Source organism: Nocardioides potassii, from assembly GCF_021648885.1.
In the GTDB taxonomy this organism is placed as follows: domain Bacteria; phylum Actinomycetota; class Actinomycetes; order Propionibacteriales; family Nocardioidaceae; genus Nocardioides; species Nocardioides potassii.
The window spans coordinates 1-19871 of the sequence record NZ_JAKJHZ010000012.1 but is presented as its reverse complement, the minus strand read 5'-3'; the positions used below and the strand labels follow the sequence as shown (position 1 = coordinate 19871).

Sequence of the window (19871 nt, the reverse complement as noted above, 5' to 3'; positions counted from 1 at the left end):
CGGTCTGCTGTGATGCAGGGGTGAGTGAACACTTCTATCGCCCCGCGGACGGCCATCGGCTGCCGCACGACCCCTTCAACTCCATCGTGGCCCCCCGCCCGATCGGCTGGATCGCGACACTCGACGCAGAGGGCCGCCGCAACCTCGCGCCGTACAGCTTCTTCAACGCGCTCAACTACGTCCCACCGCTGGTGGGGTTCTCCAGCAACGGCTGGAAGGGGACCGTGGCCAATGCAGAGGCGACGCGCGAGTTCACCTGGAACCTGGTCACCCGGTCCCTGGCCGAGCAGATGAACGCCACCTCGACCACCCAGGACCTCGACGAGTTCGAGGCGGCGGGGCTCGAGGCCGCCGCCTCGCGGGAGGTCTCGGCACCGAGGGTCGCCGCCGCGCCGGTCACGTTCGAGTGCCGCGTCACCCAGATCATCGAGTTGCAGACGGCGTCGGGCGAGGCAAGCGGCGCGTGGTTCACGGTCGGCGAGGTGGTCGGCGTGCACATCGACGAGGACCTGCTCGTGGACGGCATCTACGACACCGCCCGTGCGGAGCCGATCATGCGGGCCGGTGGGCCGTCGGCGTACTTCGGCATCGACACCAGCAACCGGTTCGACATGCGCCGCCCCCAGTGACGCAGCACGCCCACGTCGTGCGCGCATCCGGTGCGGCGGCCGCTCGATGTGAGCCACCGCCAGGACCTTGGCGCTTACGATGTCCGGAACTGGAGTGAACTGCGCGCTGTTCCGGACTGGCCGAATGTGTGGATATGCCGAGATGCATCGGCTCATCGTGCCGATGAGCGGATGTCCCCGCCCTTAGGTTCGGTCACATGGAAGTCGAACGCGTCGATCCTCGGGACACTGAGTGGGTAGACGACCGACCGGTCTACCGCGTCTACTTCTGGCATCGGCCGCCCGCACCTCCGGGCGTCGCGCCAGAGCATGCGATGTGGCACTGCGACGAGTACCGGTTGAGCAACGTGGCTGACGTCATCGAGGTCGTCGACTGGGCAAGAGACAGGGCGCGGTCGCAACAGACCTTCGTCATATACGTCGAGCAGCGTGACGCCAATCGAAGCGGTCTCGTGCGCCTCCTCGGAGCCGACCCCGCCAGCGCGACCTAAGCATCCGGTTCTGCCGCGATCATCCTCCCGGACTCCAGCGATGTCAGGCAGGGCGTAGATACCGCTCAAGAACTTGCGCTGACTTGTACGGACCGTCGCCGTCAGCGTCATGCTGTGGCTCATCAAACGTGACCCACCACATCCGCTCGGTGCCCTGTCTCGTGTCAACCTCGGTGAAGGCCGAACCATCAGGCGACGACGTGATCTCTCCGGTGGGCTCCGCAGGCCAAGGTCCTGGCCCGAAGTCCGGGTCTTGTATCGCCTGAACGCGCGAGCCCACTTGATACTTGGACATGAGATGAGTGTCCCAGTCGAAGCGGAGAACATCCGGATCTGCCGCCATGACCGCGAGGGTGCGCCGACAGGCGGGCGGGACACACGACTGACGTGTGCGACCGAGTCGTCCCGATCAGGCCACCAGCGTGAGCGTGCTGGCGAGCTGCAGCTCGGCGGGCGAGTAGGCGGGCGCCCCCGCGGCACCGCCGGGTAGCGGTGGCGAGGTGGACCTGATGATCCGGAGGTGCTCGGTGACCCCGTGGACCTCGTGGAGGCCGGCGTGGCCGGGGTGGACGACCCAGGAGGTCCAGCCGGGGGTCTCCTTGACGTAGTTGCAGCGCTCGCACAACCCCTGGCCGTTGTCGGACGTGGTGCGTCCGCCGTCGGCGGCGCGGGCGACGTGGTCGTGGTGGCGGATCGCTGCGTTGCAGCCCGGGGTGCGACAGGTGCCGCCGTCGCGGAGGTCGAGGAACTCGGCGAGGAGGCCGTCGAAGGTGCGGCTGGTCGACTCCATTGCCACCAGGGCACGCTCGCCAGGCGCCACGAACAGCCTGCGCAGGGTGGCCTTCGCCGCGGCGCTGGCGCTGCGGACCAGGTCGGTGCAGAGAGCGGCCGGCAGAGGCCCCACACCCGGGAGGAGTCCGGGTTCGGTGCCGGCGCCGAGCAGTGACTCGACTCCGATGACGAGGTTGACCCGCACCGAGGCGACGTCGGTGGCGGGATCGGTCCCGGTGATGCGGGCGACAAGGGTGTCGGCGCGGACCTGCCCGGCGGTGCGCTCGTCGGCGTCTGCCCGGGCCTTCGCCGCGGCGGCGTCGAGCGCGGCACGCACGGCGGCGAGGTCTTCGAGCGGGAGCGTGGCGACGAGCTGTCCCGTGCCGTCATCGAGCTGGCGGCTCCCCACGCGACGGTCGGCGCGGGCGCGGCGGTATCGACGAGTCTCGGCGTCGGCCGCGACCGTCAGGCAGGAGCGGCGTACGGCCTGCCGGAGCCGGAGGTCGCCGAGGCCGGGAAGCTGCGGACCGAGGTCGTGGTCGACACGACGCCGCTGCTCGGGATCGAGGTGTGCGACCTCGCGAGCGATCGCGAAGGCTCGGTCCTCGGTCAGCTCGCCTCGCCGGAGTGCGGCCAAGGCGAGGGGGAGGTCGTCGCGCAGGCGACGCGAGAGGAGAACTCGTTGCTCGCCGGAGTAGGGGCTGGCCAGCGTGGCGAGCGCGACCTCGGCGCCGATCGACATCGCCCGCGGTGGCGTACGTCGACCGGGAACCGTCTCTGCCTCGGTGTCCGCGGCATCGGCGAAGGCGGCCGTCACGACGACCTGGGCCGCCGCGGCCGCCGACTTGACGCGCTCGAGGGCGTCGAGCTGGTCGAGGAGGTCGACACCGCCGTCGCCCGAGGGAACGAGCGTCGCCAGGAGGTCGGCAACTGCGTGGAGCTCGCCCACGCTGTTCGACCTGTTCGCCATCTCGCCTCCTCGCTAATCGAACATGCGTTCTATTGTCACAGATGATCCCCCGGTCGTCAACACGGCACTGGCGGAGGCGGCCGTGGCGCGTCCATCCACAGCCTCCGGCAAGCCGTTGACGGCTGTCGCTAAAGCACGTTGAATGAGGCAAACACACGCAAACGAAAGGTTCGTGTGATGTCTCGGGTCCCGGCTCCGCTCTTCCGACCGCTCGCCGTCTGGCTGGCCGTCAGCGGCGCGGCCGTGCTCGCGGTCGCCACTGTGCCCGGCGCGTGGGCGGCGACCCGCTCGGCCGCGGCGGTCGACGGGGTCGCCGAGGTCGACGAGGTCGTGGTCGCCGCGTGCGCGACCGCATTGGCGCTCGCACTCGGCTGGCTGTGGCTCGTCACGACGGCCACGGTCGTCGACCTGCTCCGCGGCCGGGTGTCGGCCGGCGGGGCGACGAGGCGCCTGGTGCTCGTCGCGTGCGGCGTGGCGGTCGTGGCCGGCACCAGCGTGCCCGCGATGGCGGCCGGAGGGGACGGGAGCGAGCTGCTGGCCGGCCTACCGCTCCCCGAGCGAGCGGCCGCCCCCGCGCGTCACCGCACGTCACCTCGGCCGCCACCGCAGCAGGCAGCGTCACCGGCGACCGGCGCCACCTACGTCGTACGCCCCGGCGACTCGCTCTCCTCCATCGCGCTGGCCCACCCCGGCACCGGCTCGCTCGACGAGCGGTGGCGCCTCATCTGGCGAGCCAACCGGGACGTCGTGGGCGACGACCCCGACCTCATCCTCCCGGGACAGGTGCTCCGCCTGCCCGGACCCACCCACACCTCGATCGACCAGGACGGAGACCGACCATGAGCGACACGCACTGCGAGCACGCACGGGTGATCCCGCTGCGCACGCCCGCACCGATGACGAGCGTGCAGGGATCGCTCGCACTCGACCTCACCCCGCGCACCGCTCCCCCACGCCTGCGGGTGCGCAGCACCCGCACCCTCGACCTGGTGCCCGTCGCGGCCGCCGAGCGAAGCCACGTCGACGCGTTCGTCGGGCGCTACCTCCAGGCGACCGTCGAGATCGCCGCAGGCGACCGGCCGGTCGCGCAGGTGCTGCGCCACTGCGTCCCCGAGGTGTACGACGACCTCACGGCGCGCTCGCGCGCGATCACGACCGCCCTCGGCACGGCCCCCGGTCAGGTCCGAGGACCCCACCCGGCCCGCCCCGTCGTGGTCGGCGTACGCACCGCGATGGTCCGCACCGACGCCGTCGAGGCGAGCGCCCACGTGCGCTACGGCCGCCGCTCGCGGGCGGTCGCCGCACGCTTCGAGGTCGTGCGGGACCGCTGGCAGTGCGTCGCGATCGCCTGGGGCTGACCTATCCGCCCATGGTGGCGCGGCCGGAGGCCCCGCCGGGGGCGCCGTGGCAGCGCTTGAACTTCAGTCCCGACCCGCAGGGGCACAGCGAGTTGCGTCCGATGCCGGCGAACTCGTCGTCCACCTCGGTCGCGGCGGCGCGCACCTCGGCGTCGCCGTCCTCGGACGGCGCGCTGTAGGACAGGTTCTGCGGACGCTTCTGCTTCTCGAGGCCCTTGGCCCGGATCTGCGGGTGGGCGTGCGCCTGCGCCTGGGCGAAGTCGATCTGAGGGGTGGCCGCGGAGACCTGCGGGGTCACCGGCGCTGCCGGGACCTCCTCGGCCTCGGCGGTGTCGGGCTCGTCGTCCTCGACCTCGACCTGGAGGTTGAACAGGAAGCCGACCGACTCCTCCTTGATGCCGTCCATCATCGCGGCGAACATGTCGAAGCCCTCGCGCTGGTACTCGACGAGGGGGTCGCGCTGCGAGTAGGCCCGCAGGTAGATGCCCTCGCGGAGGTAGTCCATCTCGTAGAGGTGCTCGCGCCACTTGCGGTCGAGCACGGACAGGACCACGCGACGTTCGAGCTCGCGCTGGACCTCCTCGCCCATCTCGTCCTCGCGGCGGTCGTAGGCCTCCTGCACGTCCTTCTGCAGGTCCTCGATGAGCTTGTCCCGGCTGATGTTCTCGAGGCCGCCGGCCTCCTTGATCACGCCCTCCTTGGTCAGCCCGACCGGGTAGAGCTGGCCGAGCGCCGTGAACAGCGCGTCGAGGTCCCAGTCCTCGGCGTAGCCCTCGGTGGCACCGCGGACGTAGCCGGTGATCACGTCGTCGATGAAGCCGCGGATCTGCTCGCCGAGGTCGGCCCCCTCGAGGACGCGACGGCGCTCGGCGTAGATGACCTCGCGCTGGCGGCTCATCACGTCGTCGTACTTGAGGACGTTCTTGCGCGACTCGAAGTTCTGCGACTCGATGTTGGCCTGGGCGCCGGCGATGGCGTTGCTGACGCGCTTGGCGTCGATCGGCACGTCGTCGGGGACCTTGAGCACGGTGAGGATGCGGTCGACCCACTCCGACTTGAACAGCCGCATCATCTCGTCCTGCAGCGACAGGTAGAACCGGGACTCACCCGGGTCGCCCTGACGGCCGGAACGACCACGCAGCTGGTTGTCGATGCGACGCGACTCGTGGCGCTCGGTGCCGATGACGTAGAGCCCGCCGAGGTCGCGGACCTCGTCGTGCTCGGCGGCGACCTGGGCCTTGATCCGCTCGACCATGGCGGGCCAGGCGGCGTCGTACTCCTCCTGGGTCTCGACCGGGTCGAGCCCCTGCTTGCGGAGCTCCTGGTCGGCCAGGAAGTCGACCGAGCCACCGAGCATGATGTCGGTGCCTCGACCGGCCATGTTGGTGGCGACCGTGACCGCACCCTTGTGGCCGGCGAGCGCGACGACCTTGGCCTCGTCGGCGTGCTGCTTGGCGTTGAGGACGGTGTGCGGGATGCCGCGCTTGCGCAGGAGGTTGGAGAGGTACTCCGACTTCTCCACCGAGACGGTGCCGACGAGGATCGGCTGGCCCTTCTCGTGGCGCTCGGCGATGTCGTCCGCGACGGCCTCGTACTTCGCCTCCTCGGTCCGGTAGACGAGGTCGACGTTGTCGACTCGCTGCATCGGGCGGTTGGTCGGGATCGGGACGACGCCGAGCTTGTAGATCTTGTCGAACTCCGAGGCCTCGGTCATGGCCGTACCGGTCATGCCGGAGAGCTTCTCGTAGAGACGGAAGTAGTTCTGGAGCGTGATCGTGGCGAGGGTCTGGTACTCCTCGCGGACGGTCACGCTCTCCTTGGCCTCGATGGCCTGGTGCAGGCCGTCGTTGTAGCGGCGACCCGCGAGGATGCGGCCGGTGTGCTCGTCGACGATGAGCACCTCGCCGTCCATGACGACGTACTCCTTGTCGTTGCGGAACAGCTCCTTGGCCTTGATCGAGTTGTTCAGGAACGAGATGAGCGGGGTGTTGACCGAGTCGTAGAGGTTGTCGATCCCGAGGTGGTCCTCGACCTTGGTGATGCCCGGCTCGAGCACCGAGATCGTCCGCTTCTTCTCGTCGACCTCGTAGTCGACGTCCTTGACGAGGTGGCGCGTGAGCTTGGCGAACTCGGCGTACCACTTCACCTCGTCCTGCGTCGGGCCGCTGATGATGAGCGGGGTGCGGGCCTCGTCGATGAGGATCGAGTCGACCTCGTCGACGATCGCGAAGAAGTGGCCGCGCTGCACGCACTCCTCGACGGAGTCGGCCATGTTGTCGCGCAGGTAGTCGAAGCCGAGCTCGTTGTTGGTGCCGTACGTGATGTCGCAGGCGTAGGCCTCACGGCGCTCCGCGGGACGCATCGACGGCAGGATCACGCCGACGGTCAGGCCGAGGAAGTGGTGCACGCGGCCCATCTGCTCGGACTGGAACTTGGCGAGGTAGTCGTTGACCGTGACGACGTGGACGCCCTTGCCGGCCAGCGCGTTGAGGTAGGACGGGAGGACCGCGACGAGGGTCTTGCCCTCACCGGTCTTCATCTCGGCGATGTTGCCGAGGTGGAGCGCGGCCGCACCCATGACCTGCACGTCGAATGGACGCATCCCGAGCACGCGCTTGCTCGCCTCGCGGACGGTGGCGAAGGCCTCGGGCATGATGTCGTCGAGGGTCTCGCCGGCCTCGAGGCGCTCCTTGAACTCGGCGGTCATCCCGCGGAGCTCGTCGTCGCTCATCTTGACGAAGTCGTCCTCGATGGCGTTGACCGCCTTGACGATGGCGTCGAGCTCTCGGAGGATCTTGCCCTCGCCGATGCGGAGCAGCTTGTCGATGATGGCAGGCACGAGTGGTAACTGTACCTACCGCCTCAACGCGGCTCCCAATGCGTGCCGCAGGGGCTCCGCGAGGTCACCGCGGCCCCCGACGACCACGTCGTCGAGATCCAGCCACCCGGCCAGCCGGTGCAGCTCGGCCGCCAGCTCCTCGGCGGTGTCGGCGGGCGCACCGTCCTCGGCGAACGCCCCCGGGACCAGGAGCACCCGGGCCGCCCGGTCCGCCTTGAGGTCGACCCGGGCCACGAGCTCGTCGCCCAGGAGGAAGGGCAGCACGTAGTAGCCGTGGACCCGCTTGTCGGCGGGGACGTAGATCTCGATGCGGTAGAAGAAGTCGAACAGCGCCTCGGTGCGCTCGCGCTCCCACACGACCGGGTCGAACGGGCTGAGCAGCGTGCGGGCGCCCACGCGGCGTGGCAGCCGGGCGTCACGGTGGAGGTAGCCCTGCCGCTTCCAGCCCTGCACCTTGACCGGCACCAGCTCCCCGGACTCCACCAGCTCATCGATCGCGACCTTGGTGCTCGGCTTGCCGGGGGCGGGCTGGAGGCGCAGGCGGTAGTAGTCGGCGAGGTCGGCGCCGCTCGCCACGCCGTGCGAGCGGGCCGCCCGGCGGACCAGCTCGGTGACGGCGTCCTGCGGCGACGGGGTCGGGGCGTCGAGCACCGCGGCGGGCAGGACGCGCTCGGGCAGGTCGTAGACCACCTCGAACTGGCTGGTGCGCCCGCCGATCGCGACGTCACCGACGAGGAAGAGGTAGTCGAGGACCTTGCGGGCCTCCGACCAGTTCCAGCCCCAGTGCTCCTTGGTCCGCGGGCCGGTGCTGAACTCGTCCTCGAGGTCGCGGGCCGTCACCGGACCGCGGTCGCGTACGGCGTCGAGCACCCGCCGCTCGAGGCCGGGGTCGGAGGCCACGAAGCCCCACTTGCCGCGCTCGGCGCGGTACTTCTCCATCCGGTGGCGCATGAGCGGCCACAGCTCGACCGGCATCAGCGCCTGGACGTGCGCCCAGTACTCCACGAGGTGGCGCGCACGCCGCCCGCCCGTGGTGGAGGCGCGACGCAGGAGGTCGACGTCGTAGGGACCCATCCGCGAGTAGAGCGGCATGTAGTGGGCGCGCTGCAGCACGTTGACCGAATCGACCTGGAGCACACCGGTGCGCGCGACCGTACGCTCGAGCGTCCTCGCCGCCGGCGTGGCGTGCGCACGGTCGGTGAAGCCCTGCGCGGCGAGCGCGATGCGGCGGGCCTGGCGCCGGGTCAGCTGGTCCACGAGGACCTCAGGGCAGGTCGAGGAGCTTCTCGCGCATGGCGTACATGACGGCCTCCATGCGCGAGTGGAGCTGGAGCTTCTCCAGGATGTTGCGCACGTGGTTCTTCACGGTGTTCTCGGAGATGAAGAGCTCCTTGGCCACCTCGCGGTTGTTGAGCCCCTTGGCCACCAGTCGCAGCACCTCGAGCTCGCGGTCGGTGAGGCGCAGCGCCGGTCCCTGCTCGCGCTCGGGCTTCGACATCTGCTTGAACTCGTCGATCAGCTTGACCGCCATCGACGGGCTGATCAGCGACTGGCCCTCGTTGACGACGCGGATCGCCTGCGCGACCTCCTCGATCGAGGAGTCCTTCAGCAGGTAGCCCGAGGCGCCGTTCTTGACCGACTCGTAGAGGTCGGCCTCCTCGTCGGAGACGGTGAGCATGATGATCTTGGCCGACGGCACGGCCTCCTTGATGCCGCGACAGGCCTCCACGCCGGTGCGGCGCGGCATGCGGACGTCGAGGAGGATCACGTCCGGCGCGGTCTTGACCGCCAGCTCGGTGGCGGTGATGCCGTCGGACGCCTCGCCGACGACCTCGATGTCGGTGTCACCGCTCAGCAGCATGATCAGGCCGCGGCGGAACAGCTCCTGGTCGTCGACGACCAGGACGCGGACGGGTTCGGTGCCTGACGGTGTTCCTTGTGCCTCGGTCACGCGCGCATCATGTCATGCGCGCGTGACCAGGGCGTGGCAGGAACGCTGGCCTCAGGCGGGCGAATCGCCGTCGACGTCCAGCGAGATGACGCCGTAGTCGTAGCCGCGGCGGCGGTAGACCACCGACGGGCGCTCGCTCTCCTTGTCGACGAAGAGGTAGAAGTCGTGCCCCACGAGCTCCATCTCGTAGAGGGCCTGGTCGAGGGTCATCGGGCTCGCCCCGTGCGACTTCTCGCGGACGACGAGGGGGCCGTCACCGGTGACGGTGATCGGGCCGACCTGGCGCTCGACGACGCCGTCGTCCTCGGCGGCGTCCTCCACCTCGGGCATGCCCGCGAGCGCCTCGCCGAGGGCGACGTGGGCGTTGCGACCCTTGTGGACGCGGCGTCGGTCCGCCGCCCGGCGCATCTGGGCCTGCATCTTGTCGACGGCGAGGTCCAGCGCGCCCATCTTGTCCTCGGCGGCCGCCTCGGCCCGGATCACCGGCCCCTTGGAGAAGGCGGTGAGCTCGACCTTCGTCGCGCGGTCGTGCTGACGGGGGTTCTTCTCGAGCTCCACCTCCACCTGGACCCGCATGATGCGGTGGTCGTGCTTCTCCAGACGACTGAGCTTCTCCGAGACATGTTCGCGGAAGCGATCGGACACCTCGCAGTGCCGTCCCGTGACCACAACCTCCATGTGAACCTCCTCAACTAGCGAACGTCCGCACCCCTCCATTGGTCCCGGACGCACACCCAGCGAGGGCGTACGCCGGGGCAGGGTGGGATGGAGCCCGCCCGGCCGACCTGGTCTTCGACCCCACAACCGCCTGCTGAGGCGTTCGCAGCTTCTCCGCCACTACTGGCCTTCTCCCGGCTGCCGGCGCATATGACGCCGACGACGAGGCAGGACTTACTTCTAAGCCGCACCGTGATCGTCCCGCGAGGGACTTACGTGGACCGTTTCGCCTGCGACTGGCATCGGCTTGCCGCGAGGAACAGCTCCTCGCGACGCAACCACGGACCCAGGCGGACTCCATGACATGACGCTAGCCGTTCCGGGCCCCCGGGCCAACCGTCGGGACCACGCCTCGACCCACCTCCGGCCCCACCTCCCGACCTCTCCGCCTGGTGGCCGCGACGGCCGCGACGGCGACGGGCCACAGGCCCACCGCCTCGAGCGCGCGCTGCGCCTCTCGGGCGGTCGATCCCGTGGTGACGACGTCGTCGCAGACCACCACGTGACCGCGCGGCCAGCGCCGGGCGGCGCGTGCCAGTGACGTCGCCGGGCACGTCATCGAGTGCCCGACGTTGGCCGCCCGGCCACCCGCGTCGAGCCCGGCCTGGTCGGCCGCGCCGCGGGAGACGAGCAGCGGGGCGACCGCGACCGGCCGCTGTCGTCGTACGACGTCCGCCGCGGCACGCACCATGGCCGCGGTCGCCTCGTAACCGCGCTGGCGCCCGGCGCCGGGCCGCGACGGCACCGGGACGAGCAGCACGGGGACGTCGGGGTCGAGGGCGGCGGTCGCTCCCAGCACCGCCGTGGCGAGCAGGTCGCCGAGCACCCGGCGGTGGCCCCACTGGCCACGGTCCTTGTGCCCGACGACGAGCGCACGGACGGCACCGTCGTACACCTCGGTCGCCCACGGCGTCACGAGGCCGTCAGGGACCGGGGTCGGCCAGGCGACGCGTGCGCTGGTGGACAAGGCCGAGCGGCAGCGGCCGCAGAGCATCCGGCCGGGCTGGTCGCAGCCGACGCACCGGCTCCCGAGGAACAGGTCGAGCGCGGCGTCGAGCACCTCACCATGCCAGCAGCCACGGACGTACGACGGCAACCGGGCGGGTGCGACCTGTGGATCAGCCGACGTAGGTCAGGGCGGACAGGCCCTCGGGCAGCGTCGGGACCGGCCGCTCGGGGCGGACCACGTTGGCGAACAGGTTCGGCCCGAGGGCGTACACGTCGCTGCCCTCGACCGGCGCCGAGACGAGGCTGCGGGTCGGGCCGCGGACCAGGTTGGCGCCCCCGGTCTCGACGTCGCCGGGCGCCCCCTCGACGGCGACCGTGCGCACGAGCGAGAAGTCCGCGTTGATCTTGCGCAGCACGGCGATCGACGTGGGCGAGCGCCAGCCGACGTCACGGACGCGGGGGCTGGCCTCGGCGGGCAGCGGGAGCTGCTGGAGCGGGGTGGCGCCGAGGACGGTCCCGGTGGCGTCGTGCAGGATCCGGGTCGACACCACGCGGTCGGCCGCGCGCCCGCGGACGACGGCGACCAGCCTGCTGCCGTCGCGCGAGACGAGGATCTTCTTCACGGACCGGCCCGTGACCCCCGGCACCGTCACCTCGCCCGCCACCCCGTCGGTGACGACGAGGACCCGGGCCCGGCCGGCACCGCGGTCGAGCACCCAGATGCGGTCGCGGTAGTCCCAGTGGGGCGTGTCGAGGTCCGTCGCCCCCTGGACGGGCGTGGACACCTCGCCGTCGGGCGCCTGGGTGGGCGCGAGGAGGAGGTCGGTGCCGCTGGTGGAGACCGCCGCCACGTGCGACCCCGAGATGCTCACGCCGATCGAGCGCACGTCGTAGCCGTCGCCGCCGAGCGGGCCGAGGGTGCCCGCCAACGCGTCGATCGTGCCGCTCACGACGCGGCCGTCCTCGAGGGCGTACAGGTCGGGGTCCGGCCGCTGGCCGTCCGGGTCGAACGGGTTGCCGGCGTCGAGCCCTCCCTCGGAGGACCCCTCGGGGACGGTGATCGCGCGGTCGCCGACGCTGAGCTGGATCGCCCGCACCCGCGGGTCCTGGCGCAGGGTCCAGGCCAGCTGCGCGAGCATGCGTCGGCCGGTCTCCTCGTCGACCGCAGCGGGGTCACCCGACAGGTCGACCACGGCGATCCCGCCGATGATCGGCACCGAGAGACCGTCGCGGGTGCCCGCCGGGAAGAAGGTGGTGGCAACGCCGGTGAGCTCGGCCGGCAGCGGGGTCACCAGGCCACGGACCAGCGACGAGGCCGAGCGGTCGCCTCGCGGCACGTAGACGGGCTCGGCGACCAGGACCTCCGCCGTCGGGTCGAGGTAGTAGAGCGACTCCCGCTGGTACTGGTCGCCGAACCACGACTCGGGCACGATCAACGCGTCCGGCAGCGCATCGATGCGCCACTCGCCGTCCTCCTGGACCAGCCCCAGCTCGAGGGTGCGGCCGGGACTCGAGCGCTGCCACGCGCCGCGGTCGTCGTAGAAGTTGATGTCGGTCAGCGGCACCTGCACGAAGGCCTCGCCCGACGGCGGCCCGGGCTCGGCGTAGGTGATGACCTGCTCCTCGGGTGCCCAGGCGTCGGCCGCGTCGCTGGTCAGGAACTGGCGCGCAACCGTCGTGGTGATCGGGGTCGCCTTCATCGCCTCGAGGAAGCCCTCGACGATGTCGGTCGGCGACTCACCCGCCTGCGGCGGGCGAGGGTCGAACGAGATGCCGGGGGCGTCATCGGTCGCGGTGGAGACCTGCGGCTCGCGCACCGGCCCGTCGGTCGGCATGGAGGTGCATGCCGCGAGGAGGGCGCAGCCGGTCACGGATGCAAGCGCACGCCCGAGACGTGAGGTCATGCCGTCTCCCGGGCGTCGTCGGGGACGAGCGGCAGCGGCGAGTGGCGCAGCTGCGAGGTGAGGTGGCGCGGGAGCGTGAGCCGGAACTGCGCGCCCTCACCGGGGCGGCCCCAGGCCTGGAGCCAGCCGCCGTGCAGGTGGGTGTCCTCCAGGGAGATCGACAGGCCCAGCCCGGTGCCGCCGCTGGTGCGGGCGCGGGCGGGGTCGGCCCGCCAGAACCGGTTGAAGACCATGGCCGACTCCCCCGGGCCCAGCCCGATGCCGTGGTCGCGCACGGCGATCGCCGCCGACTGGCTGTCGGCGCCGACGAAGATCTCCACGTCGCGCGACTCGGCGTGGTCGATCGCATTGGTGACCAGGTTGCGGACGATGCGCTCCACGCGGCGTACGTCGGCCTCCGCGACGCAGGGCACCCCGGGGTCGTGCACGATGACGCGGGTGTCGCGCTGCGCGGCGAGCGCCGAGGTCATGTCGACGACCCGGCGGGCGACGTCGACGAGGTCCACGTCCTCGGCCTCGAGCACCGCGGCACCGGCGTCGAAGCGGCTGATCTCGAGCAGGTCGGCGAGCAGCGTCTCGAAGCGGTCGAGCTCCTTCTGCAGCAGCTCGGCCGCGCGTCCCGTGACGGGGTCGAGGAACGGCCGCGCGTCGTGGATGACGTCGCTGGCCATCCGCACCGTCGTGATCGGCGTGCGCAGCTCGTGGGAGACGTCGGAGACGAACCGCCGCTGGAGCCGGCTCAGCTCCTCGAGCTGGCGGATCTGCTTCTGCAGGTTGGACGCCATCTGGTTGAACGACGTCGCGAGGCGGGCGAGGTCGTCCTCGCCCCGCACGCGGAGCCGCTCCTGCAGCTGTCCTGCCGCGAGCCGCTCGGCGACGCGTCGAGCCATCCGGATCGGCGTCACCACCTGGCGGGTCACCAGCCAGGTGAGGCCGGCGACGAGGAGCAGCAGCGGGACGCCCGCGACGAGCATCGCGCGGGACACGAGCGCGAGCGTGCGCTGCTGCTCGTCGAGGGAGTAGAGGTAGTAGAGCGTGTAGGTCCGGTTGTCGGCCGGGAGTCGCACCTGGCTGCCGACCACGACGCCGGGGCCGGCGGGCAGGCCGCTGATCTCCGCGGTGGTCTTGATGTCGGTGTAGGTCCATGCCGTCGAGGACACCGACTCGAAGCGGGCCTGGAGGGACTCCGGCACGCTCGCGAGATCGAGGCCCTCGGTGAACTTCGCGCCCCCGTCGGCCAGGCGCACGCCCTCGGCGATGGGGGGCGACAGCACCACCGCGAACCCGCGGCTCGACCCGCGGGCGATGATCGGCTCCACGAGGGCCTGCTGCTGGGCGGACTCGTCGAGGTCGAGTGGCGGCGCGGCCGCGAGCTGCTGGCGCGCCGTCTCGGTCTCGCCCTCGGCCTCCTGCACCACCGCGTCGACGCGGCTGTTGAGCAGGCCGTCGCGGGTCTGGTGGATGAGGAACGCACCGACGACCCCGACCACGAGGGCGCTGAGCAGCATCGTGCTCACCACCACCCGGGCCTGCACGGACCGCCGCCAGAAGGTCGGCCCGTGACGGAGGACCGGCGGCAGCCGGTCGCGCCAGCCGTTGCTCATCGGCTGCTCATCAGGTGCTCATCGGTCGCGGGCTGCCTAGGACTTGCCGGCCTTGTAACCCACGCCGCGCACGGTCACCACGACCTCCGGGTTCTCCGGGTCGTGCTCGACCTTGGAGCGCAGCCGCTGCACGTGGACGTTGACCAGGCGGGTGTCGGCACTGTGCCGGTAGCCCCAGACCTGCTCGAGCAGCACCTCGCGGGTGAACACCTGCCAGGGCTTGCGCGCCAGGCAGACGAGCAGGTCGAACTCGAGCGGCGTCAGGTTGATCGGGTCTCCGCCCCGCGTGACCGAGTGCCCGGCCACGTCGATGGACACGTCACCGATCGTCAGGCCCTCGTCGTTGGCGACGTCGTTGCGTCGTACGCGCGCCCGGACCCGGGCGACGAGCTCCTTGGGCTTGAAGGGCTTGACGATGTAGTCGTCGGCGCCGGACTCGAGGCCGACCACGACGTCGACCGTGTCGCCCTTCGCCGTCAGCATCACGATCGGCACGCCGGACTCGGCGCGGATCTCCTTGCAGACGTCGATGCCGTCCTTGCCGGGCAGCATCAGGTCGAGCAGCACCAGGTCGGGCTTGTAGTCACGGAAGGCATCGAGCGCGACGTCGCCGCGCCCGACGATCCGGCTGTCGAACCCCTCCTGGCGGAGGACGATGGAGAGCATCTCCGCCAGGGAGGCGTCGTCGTCGACGACGAGCACGCTGCCGCGCGCCGGTTCGGCAAGGTCCGTCATGGTGTCCAGTCTACGGACAGGGGTCCGCGGGTCAGGCCAGGTCCGACGGGTCGCTCAGTAGCGGTAGTGGTCCGACTTGTAGGGGCCCTCGATCGGGACGCCGAGGTAGGCGGCCTGCTCCTTGGTGAGCTCGGTCAGCTCGACACCGAGGGCGTCGAGGTGCAGGCGGGCGACCTCCTCGTCGAGGTGCTTGGGCAGCACGTGGACGCCCAGCTCGTAGTCGTCGGCCTTCGAGAACAGCTCGATCTGGGCCAGCACCTGGTTGGTGAAGGAGTTCGACATGACGAACGACGGGTGGCCCGTCGCGTTGCCGAGGTTGAGCAGGCGGCCCTCCGACAGGACGATGATCTTCTTGCCGTCCTCGAAGATCCACTGGTGGACCTGCGGCTTGATCTCGTCCTTGACGATGCCGGGGATCTTGGCCAGACCGGCCATGTTGATCTCGTTGTCGAAGTGACCGATGTTGCCGACGATCGCCTGGTGCTTCATCTTGTGGAAGTGCTCGACGGTGATGATGTCGAAGTTGCCGGTCGTCGTGATGAAGATGTCGGCGGTCTCGACCACCGACTCGAGGCGCTTGACCTCGTAGCCGTCCATCGCGGCCTGCAGCGCGCAGATCGGGTCGATCTCGGTGACGATGACGCGGGCACCCTGGCCGCGCAGCGACTCGGCCGAGCCCTTGCCGACGTCGCCGTAGCCGCAGACGACCGCGACCTTGCCGCCGATCATGACGTCGGTGGCGCGGTTGATGCCGTCGACGAGCGAGTGGCGGCAGCCGTACTTGTTGTCGAACTTCGACTTGGTGACCGAGTCGTTGACGTTGATCGCCGGGAAGAGGAGCGTGCCCTCCTTGAAGCGCTCGTAGAGGCGCAGGACACCGGTGGTGGTCTCCTCCGAGACGCCCTTGACCATCGGGGCGCGCTTGGTCCAGCGCTGCGGGTCGTTCTCCAGCGAACGGGCCAGGACGCGCAGCACCTCCTTGAACTCCTCGTTGTCGGTGGAGTCCTGGGACGGCACGGCGCCGGCCTTCTCGTACTCGACACCGAGGTGGAGCAGCATGGTGATGTCGCCGCCGTCGTCGAGGAGCATGTTGGGGCCGCCCTCGGCGAAGTCGAAGACCTTCTCGGCCTCGTCCCAGTACTCGGCGAGCGACTCGCCCTTCCACGCGAAGACGGGGACACCCTTCGGGTCTTCGGGGGTGCCGCCCTTGGCGGGCGGGCCGACGACGACCGCCGCGGCGGCGTGGTCCTGCGTCGAGAAGATGTTGCAGGTGGCCCAGCGGATGTCCGCGCCGAGAGCCGCGAGGGTCTCGATCAGCACGGCGGTCTGGATCGTCATGTGGAGCGAGCCGGCGATGCGGGCGCCGGCGAGCGGCTGCTCCTTGCCGTAGCGCTCGCGCATGGCCATCAGGCCCGGCATCTCGTGCTCGGCGAGCTCGATCTCCTTGCGGCCGTAGGCGGCGAGGGTGAGGTCAGCGACCTTGAAGTCCATCAGATTCTCCTGGTGCGGAAGAGGCGGTCTGCGCCGCACATCTGTGCGTAGTCGGGATCTCCCGCGCGGACACCAGAGAGCGTAAAACCGCGATCAGCGATTCGGAGAATCCTCGTGAGCCGGCTCACCGTGGTCACCGCCGGAGCCGTCCGACGGGTGCTCGTCGCCGTGCTCGACCCCGTGCTCGCCGCGGTGGCCGCCCACCCCCACGGCCCTCAGCACGGCGAGGACGATGCCGCCGACGACGAGGCCCACGATGGCAGACAGCACGGTGTTGAGGAGCCAGCCGGCGAGGGCGCCGAGGACCCCGCCGACGGCGTCGTGCACGTCCACCTCCCAGTGGTGCACGAGGTCGTACGGCGCGTGCAGGGCGTCGCCGATCGCGGTGCCCTCGAGCAGGCCGTCGTGGCCGCCGATCTCGTAGAGGCTCACCAGGAAGATGTGGCCACCGACCCAGAGCATCGCGAGCGTGCCGATGAACGAAATCGCCGCGAGCAGCCGCGGCATCGCCGAGACGAGCGCGAGGCCGAGGCGCTGCGAACCCTTCGACGGCTTCTCGGCGAGGCGCAGCCCGACGTCGTCCATCTTCACGATGAGCGCGACCACCCCGTATACGAGCACCGTGATCAGCACCGCGACCACGGCCAGCACGATGGCCCGCATCCAGATGCTGGCGTCGGCGTCGGAGCCGACGACCTCCTTGAGCGCGATGACCATGATCTCGGCGCTCAGGATGAAGTCGGTGCGGATCGCGTTGGCGACGGTCCGCTGCTCGTGCTCGGGGGTGAACTCGCCGGCGTCCGAGACCTCGGCCTCGGCACCACCGTGCCCGGTCAGCTTCTCGTGGACCTTGTGCGCGCCCTCGTAGGCGAGGAACGCGCCACCGAAGATCAGGATCACCGGCAGCAGGGACGGCAGGAACTGACCCAGCAGCACCGCCGCGGGCAGGATGAAGAGGAGCTTGTTGCGCAGCGACCCGAGGGCGATCTTCTTGATGATCGGCAGCTCGCGGTCCGCGGCCGACCCGTGGAGGTACTGCGGCGTCACGGCCGTGTCGTCCACCACGACGCCCGCGGCCTTCGCGCTCGCCCGCGCCGCGGCGGCACCCACGTCGTCCACGCTGGCTGCGGCGATGCGCGCGAGGGCGGCGACGTCGTCGAGAAGGGCGAACAGTCCACCGGCCATGGGCGATCCTTCGGGTCGTGGGGTCGGAGGGTGCAGCCTATCGGCGCCTCTCACGCCTCGACCGTGCGGCGCATGACCCAGCGCCACGTGGCGACCTGCCGGTCGCGGACGAACCCGAGGTCGGCGTACAGCGTCTCGGGACCGGTGTGGAGGTACGCCCCGCGCTGGGGCTTGCGGCCGTCGACCTGCTCCGGGTACGCCTCGACGACGCCCCCGCCGGCCTTGCGGATCTCCTCGAGGACCGCCGTCACCGCGGCGCGAGCGACGCCCTTCCCGCGGTGCTTGCCACCAGTGAAGATGCAGCCGATGCGCCACCGCGGCAGCTCGACGAGCTCCTTCTCGTAGGCCTTGATGTTCTTGATGTTCGGCAGCTCGTCGGGCGTCCCGAACTGGCACCACCCGACGCAGCTGCCGCCGTCGTACACCAGCACCTGGTGGACGGTGCCCTCGCGCGTGTGGCGCTCCTTGGCGTCGCGGTGGTCCTGCCGGGTGCCGCCGAGCCCCTCGGGGTGGAAGCCGATGCACCAGCAGCCGCCCCACACCCCGTTGTTGGCCTCGACGAGCTCGGCGAAGTCGTCCCAGGTGTCAGGGGTCAGCAGCCGGGTCTCGTAGGTCATGGCGTGACGTTAGGCGCGGTTCCGGACGATGCGGGGTCGTAGGCGTAGATGAGCTGCTCCGCGTGCGGCGGCATGGCCCCGGTTTCCCGCTTGCCGGTGTCGGACCAACCGACCTTCTCCCAGAAGGCGCGCCCGCGTGGGTTGGCGGCGTAGACACGGAGCCACGGCCGCTCGTACCCCGCATCCGCCATGCGCACGACGAGCTCGTCCTGCGCCGCCCGCGCCAGGCCGCTCCCCCACTCCTCCACCGCGACGCCGAAGTGCTTCAGCTCCGCTCCGGAGGTCGCGGCGAACCCGGCGACCTCGGCCTCGCGGACGATCACGAAGCAGTCGACGGCCGGGTCAGCGATCTCCGCGCGCCACCGGTCGGCCAGCACGTCCAGAGGGAAGGGGTGGGAGTCCTGCGGGAACACCAAGGACAGACCGGCGATCGACGCGGGCTCCTGCACCGCCATCACGGCGGGCACGTCCTCGACTCGCATCGCGCGCAGCACCGACGGTGGCATGGCTGGACAGTAGCCTCGCCCGATGACCTCGCCCTCGGACGTCGCCGACCACGACTGGCGGATCGAGGAGCGGGAGTACGCCCGCCACGAGGCCCGACGAGGGCGCCGGTACGCCTTCGAGCACCTCGATCCCCGCCGGACCGCGCTCGTGGTCGTCGACATCGTGCCGTTTTTCGCGCTCGAGTCGGCGTACGTCCGCGGGATCGTGCCGCGGGTCAACGCCCTGGCCGCGTCCGTGCGGTCGGCTGGCGGCACGGTGGCGTGGGTCGTGCCGGGGTACACCGTGCCCAGCGACAAGGACCGCGAGTTCTTCGGCGACGAGGTGGCCGCGCTCTACGCCGGGTCGGGAGGGTCCGGGCCGGTGAGGTCGCGCCTCGCGTCAGGACTGGACGTGGCTCCGTCCGACCTCGCGGTCGAGAAGACCGCACGGAGCGCCTGGACACCCGGCTCCTCCGAGCTCCCGTCGCTCCTGGCCGCGGGCAATGTCGACACGGTCATCGTCACGGGCACGGTCACCAACGTCTGCGTCGAGGACACGGTCCGCGGCGCCAGCGCCGCCGGCCTCCGCGTCATCCTGGTCGCCGACGCCTGCGCCGCCACCCGCGACCGCGACCACAACGCGACGCTCCACGTCGTCTACCGCTCCTACGGCGACGTACGTCCGACGGCTGAGGTGCTGGCGCTGATCGAGGCGGGCACCTCTCCGCACGGGGGGTGACGCCGGAACTCCGGCTCTTTGGTTGGTGGACGAGCGACGACGTCGCGTCGAGTCCCACCTCCGCAGCATGCGTCGAGCTCCCTTGTGGAGATCGACCCGGATGTCGGTGCTCTCGTCTAGAATCGAACACATGATCGATGCGCTGGCAGGATTCGAAGCGGGTGAGGCAGACGCCCCCACCGCCTCCGACCTGCTCGACTCGATCCGGAGCGAACGTGCAGTTGAGAACGCGGCTGCCGCCCGTCAGCTCGACCTCGCCGCACGGTGGGCCGACCTCCACCCACCGGAGTCGACCCACACCGCCGCCGCGTTCGAGGTCCGCGGCACCGAGCACGAGGAACCCATCGCCGGCGACGGGTGTCCCCTGGTCGCCGAGTTCTGCGTCGCCGAGCTCGGCACCGTCCTCGGCATCTCCACGACCGCGGCGAAGAAGCTCA

Annotated in this window: 18 protein-coding genes and 1 pseudogene; 6 read left to right on the top strand and 13 right to left on the bottom strand. The window is 70.7% G+C overall.

From position 1 onward, the window contains the following. Positions 1 to 20 precede the first annotated feature (20 nt). Together L2K70_RS19475 and L2K70_RS19470 are read left to right on the top strand one after the other, a co-directional pair. Positions 21 to 629 (top strand): flavin reductase family protein, encoded by a 609-nt coding sequence (locus L2K70_RS19475; RefSeq protein WP_236404990.1) that lies wholly within the window; start codon positions 21 to 23, stop codon positions 627 to 629. A gap of 197 nt (positions 630 to 826) precedes the next feature. Beyond that, entirely contained in the window at positions 827 to 1120 is a 294-nt protein-coding gene (locus L2K70_RS19470) for a hypothetical protein (protein WP_236404989.1), read from the top strand. Positions 1121 to 1529: 409 nt separating this feature from the next. Here L2K70_RS19470 and L2K70_RS19465 read toward each other — a convergent pair whose 3' ends face one another. Further along, positions 1530 to 2861 (bottom strand): HNH endonuclease, encoded by a 1332-nt coding sequence (locus L2K70_RS19465; RefSeq protein ID WP_236404988.1) that lies wholly within the window; start codon positions 2859 to 2861, stop codon positions 1530 to 1532. A gap of 177 nt (positions 2862 to 3038) precedes the next feature. On the opposite strand from L2K70_RS19465, the gene L2K70_RS19460 reads away from it, so the two are divergent. Together L2K70_RS19460 and L2K70_RS19455 are read left to right on the top strand one after the other, a co-directional pair. Beyond that, a complete protein-coding gene (locus tag L2K70_RS19460) occupies positions 3039 to 3704 on the top strand; it encodes a LysM peptidoglycan-binding domain-containing protein (RefSeq protein ID WP_236404987.1) in 666 nt (221 codons plus the stop codon). Next, positions 3701 to 4219: an Rv3235 family protein gene (locus L2K70_RS19455; RefSeq protein ID WP_236404986.1), complete on the top strand. Its 519-nt coding sequence runs from the start codon at positions 3701 to 3703 to the stop codon at positions 4217 to 4219. Before L2K70_RS19460 ends, L2K70_RS19455 begins: the two co-directional genes overlap by 4 nt. Before the next feature lies 1 nt (position 4220). Here L2K70_RS19455 and secA read toward each other — a convergent pair whose 3' ends face one another. The 12 genes from secA to L2K70_RS19395 all read right to left on the bottom strand — a co-directional run bounded on the left by secA (position 4221) and on the right by L2K70_RS19395 (position 18716). Further along, the gene (gene secA, locus L2K70_RS19450; RefSeq protein ID WP_236404985.1) at positions 4221 to 7058 is read right to left on the bottom strand and encodes a preprotein translocase subunit SecA; all 2838 of its coding nucleotides are present in this window, start codon (positions 7056 to 7058) and stop codon (positions 4221 to 4223) included. Between the two features lie 15 nt (positions 7059 to 7073). Continuing rightward, positions 7074 to 8315, bottom strand: coding sequence for a winged helix-turn-helix domain-containing protein (locus L2K70_RS19445; protein WP_236404984.1), 1242 nt, complete (start codon positions 8313 to 8315; stop codon positions 7074 to 7076). Positions 8316 to 8322: 7 nt separating this feature from the next. Continuing rightward, positions 8323 to 9009: a response regulator gene (locus L2K70_RS19440; RefSeq protein WP_236404982.1), complete on the bottom strand. Its 687-nt coding sequence runs from the start codon at positions 9007 to 9009 to the stop codon at positions 8323 to 8325. A gap of 51 nt (positions 9010 to 9060) precedes the next feature. Continuing rightward, entirely contained in the window at positions 9061 to 9687 is a 627-nt protein-coding gene (gene hpf, locus L2K70_RS19435; RefSeq protein ID WP_236404981.1) for a ribosome hibernation-promoting factor, HPF/YfiA family, read from the bottom strand. Positions 9688 to 10036: 349 nt separating this feature from the next. After that, positions 10037 to 10786, bottom strand: a complete 750-nt coding sequence (locus tag L2K70_RS19430) for a ComF family protein (RefSeq protein WP_236404980.1) — start codon at positions 10784 to 10786, stop codon at positions 10037 to 10039. 58 nt (positions 10787 to 10844) lie between these two features. After that, entirely contained in the window at positions 10845 to 12578 is a 1734-nt protein-coding gene (locus L2K70_RS19425; RefSeq protein WP_236404979.1) for an LpqB family beta-propeller domain-containing protein, read from the bottom strand. After that, entirely contained in the window at positions 12575 to 14182 is a 1608-nt protein-coding gene (gene mtrB / locus L2K70_RS19420) for an MtrAB system histidine kinase MtrB (RefSeq protein WP_236404978.1), read from the bottom strand. Before mtrB ends, L2K70_RS19425 begins: the two co-directional genes overlap by 4 nt. A 36-nt stretch (positions 14183 to 14218) precedes the next feature. Next, positions 14219 to 14917 carry an MtrAB system response regulator MtrA gene (gene mtrA, locus L2K70_RS19415; RefSeq protein ID WP_236404977.1) on the bottom strand — a complete coding sequence of 233 codons (699 nt, stop codon included), beginning with the start codon at positions 14915 to 14917 and terminating at the stop codon, positions 14219 to 14221. Positions 14918 to 14971: 54 nt separating this feature from the next. After that, complete coding sequence (ahcY, locus tag L2K70_RS19410; protein WP_236404976.1) at positions 14972 to 16408, bottom strand: adenosylhomocysteinase; 1437 nt, start codon at positions 16406 to 16408, stop codon at positions 14972 to 14974. A gap of 93 nt (positions 16409 to 16501) precedes the next feature. Then, complete coding sequence (locus tag L2K70_RS19405; RefSeq protein ID WP_236404975.1) at positions 16502 to 17593, bottom strand: DUF808 domain-containing protein; 1092 nt, start codon at positions 17591 to 17593, stop codon at positions 16502 to 16504. 50 nt (positions 17594 to 17643) lie between these two features. Continuing rightward, complete coding sequence (locus L2K70_RS19400; RefSeq protein WP_236404974.1) at positions 17644 to 18210, bottom strand: GNAT family N-acetyltransferase; 567 nt, start codon at positions 18208 to 18210, stop codon at positions 17644 to 17646. Further along, positions 18207 to 18716, bottom strand: a complete 510-nt coding sequence (locus L2K70_RS19395) for a GNAT family N-acetyltransferase (protein ID WP_236404972.1) — start codon at positions 18714 to 18716, stop codon at positions 18207 to 18209. The genes L2K70_RS19400 and L2K70_RS19395 overlap by 4 nt, the downstream gene beginning before the upstream one ends. Before the next feature lie 22 nt (positions 18717 to 18738). On the opposite strand from L2K70_RS19395, the gene L2K70_RS19390 reads away from it, so the two are divergent. Together L2K70_RS19390 and L2K70_RS19385 are read left to right on the top strand one after the other, a co-directional pair. Continuing rightward, positions 18739 to 19434 carry a cysteine hydrolase family protein gene (locus tag L2K70_RS19390; RefSeq protein WP_236404971.1) on the top strand — a complete coding sequence of 232 codons (696 nt, stop codon included), beginning with the start codon at positions 18739 to 18741 and terminating at the stop codon, positions 19432 to 19434. 130 nt (positions 19435 to 19564) lie between these two features. Next, positions 19565 to 19871, top strand: a pseudogene (locus tag L2K70_RS19385) (hypothetical protein); the annotation flags it as partial.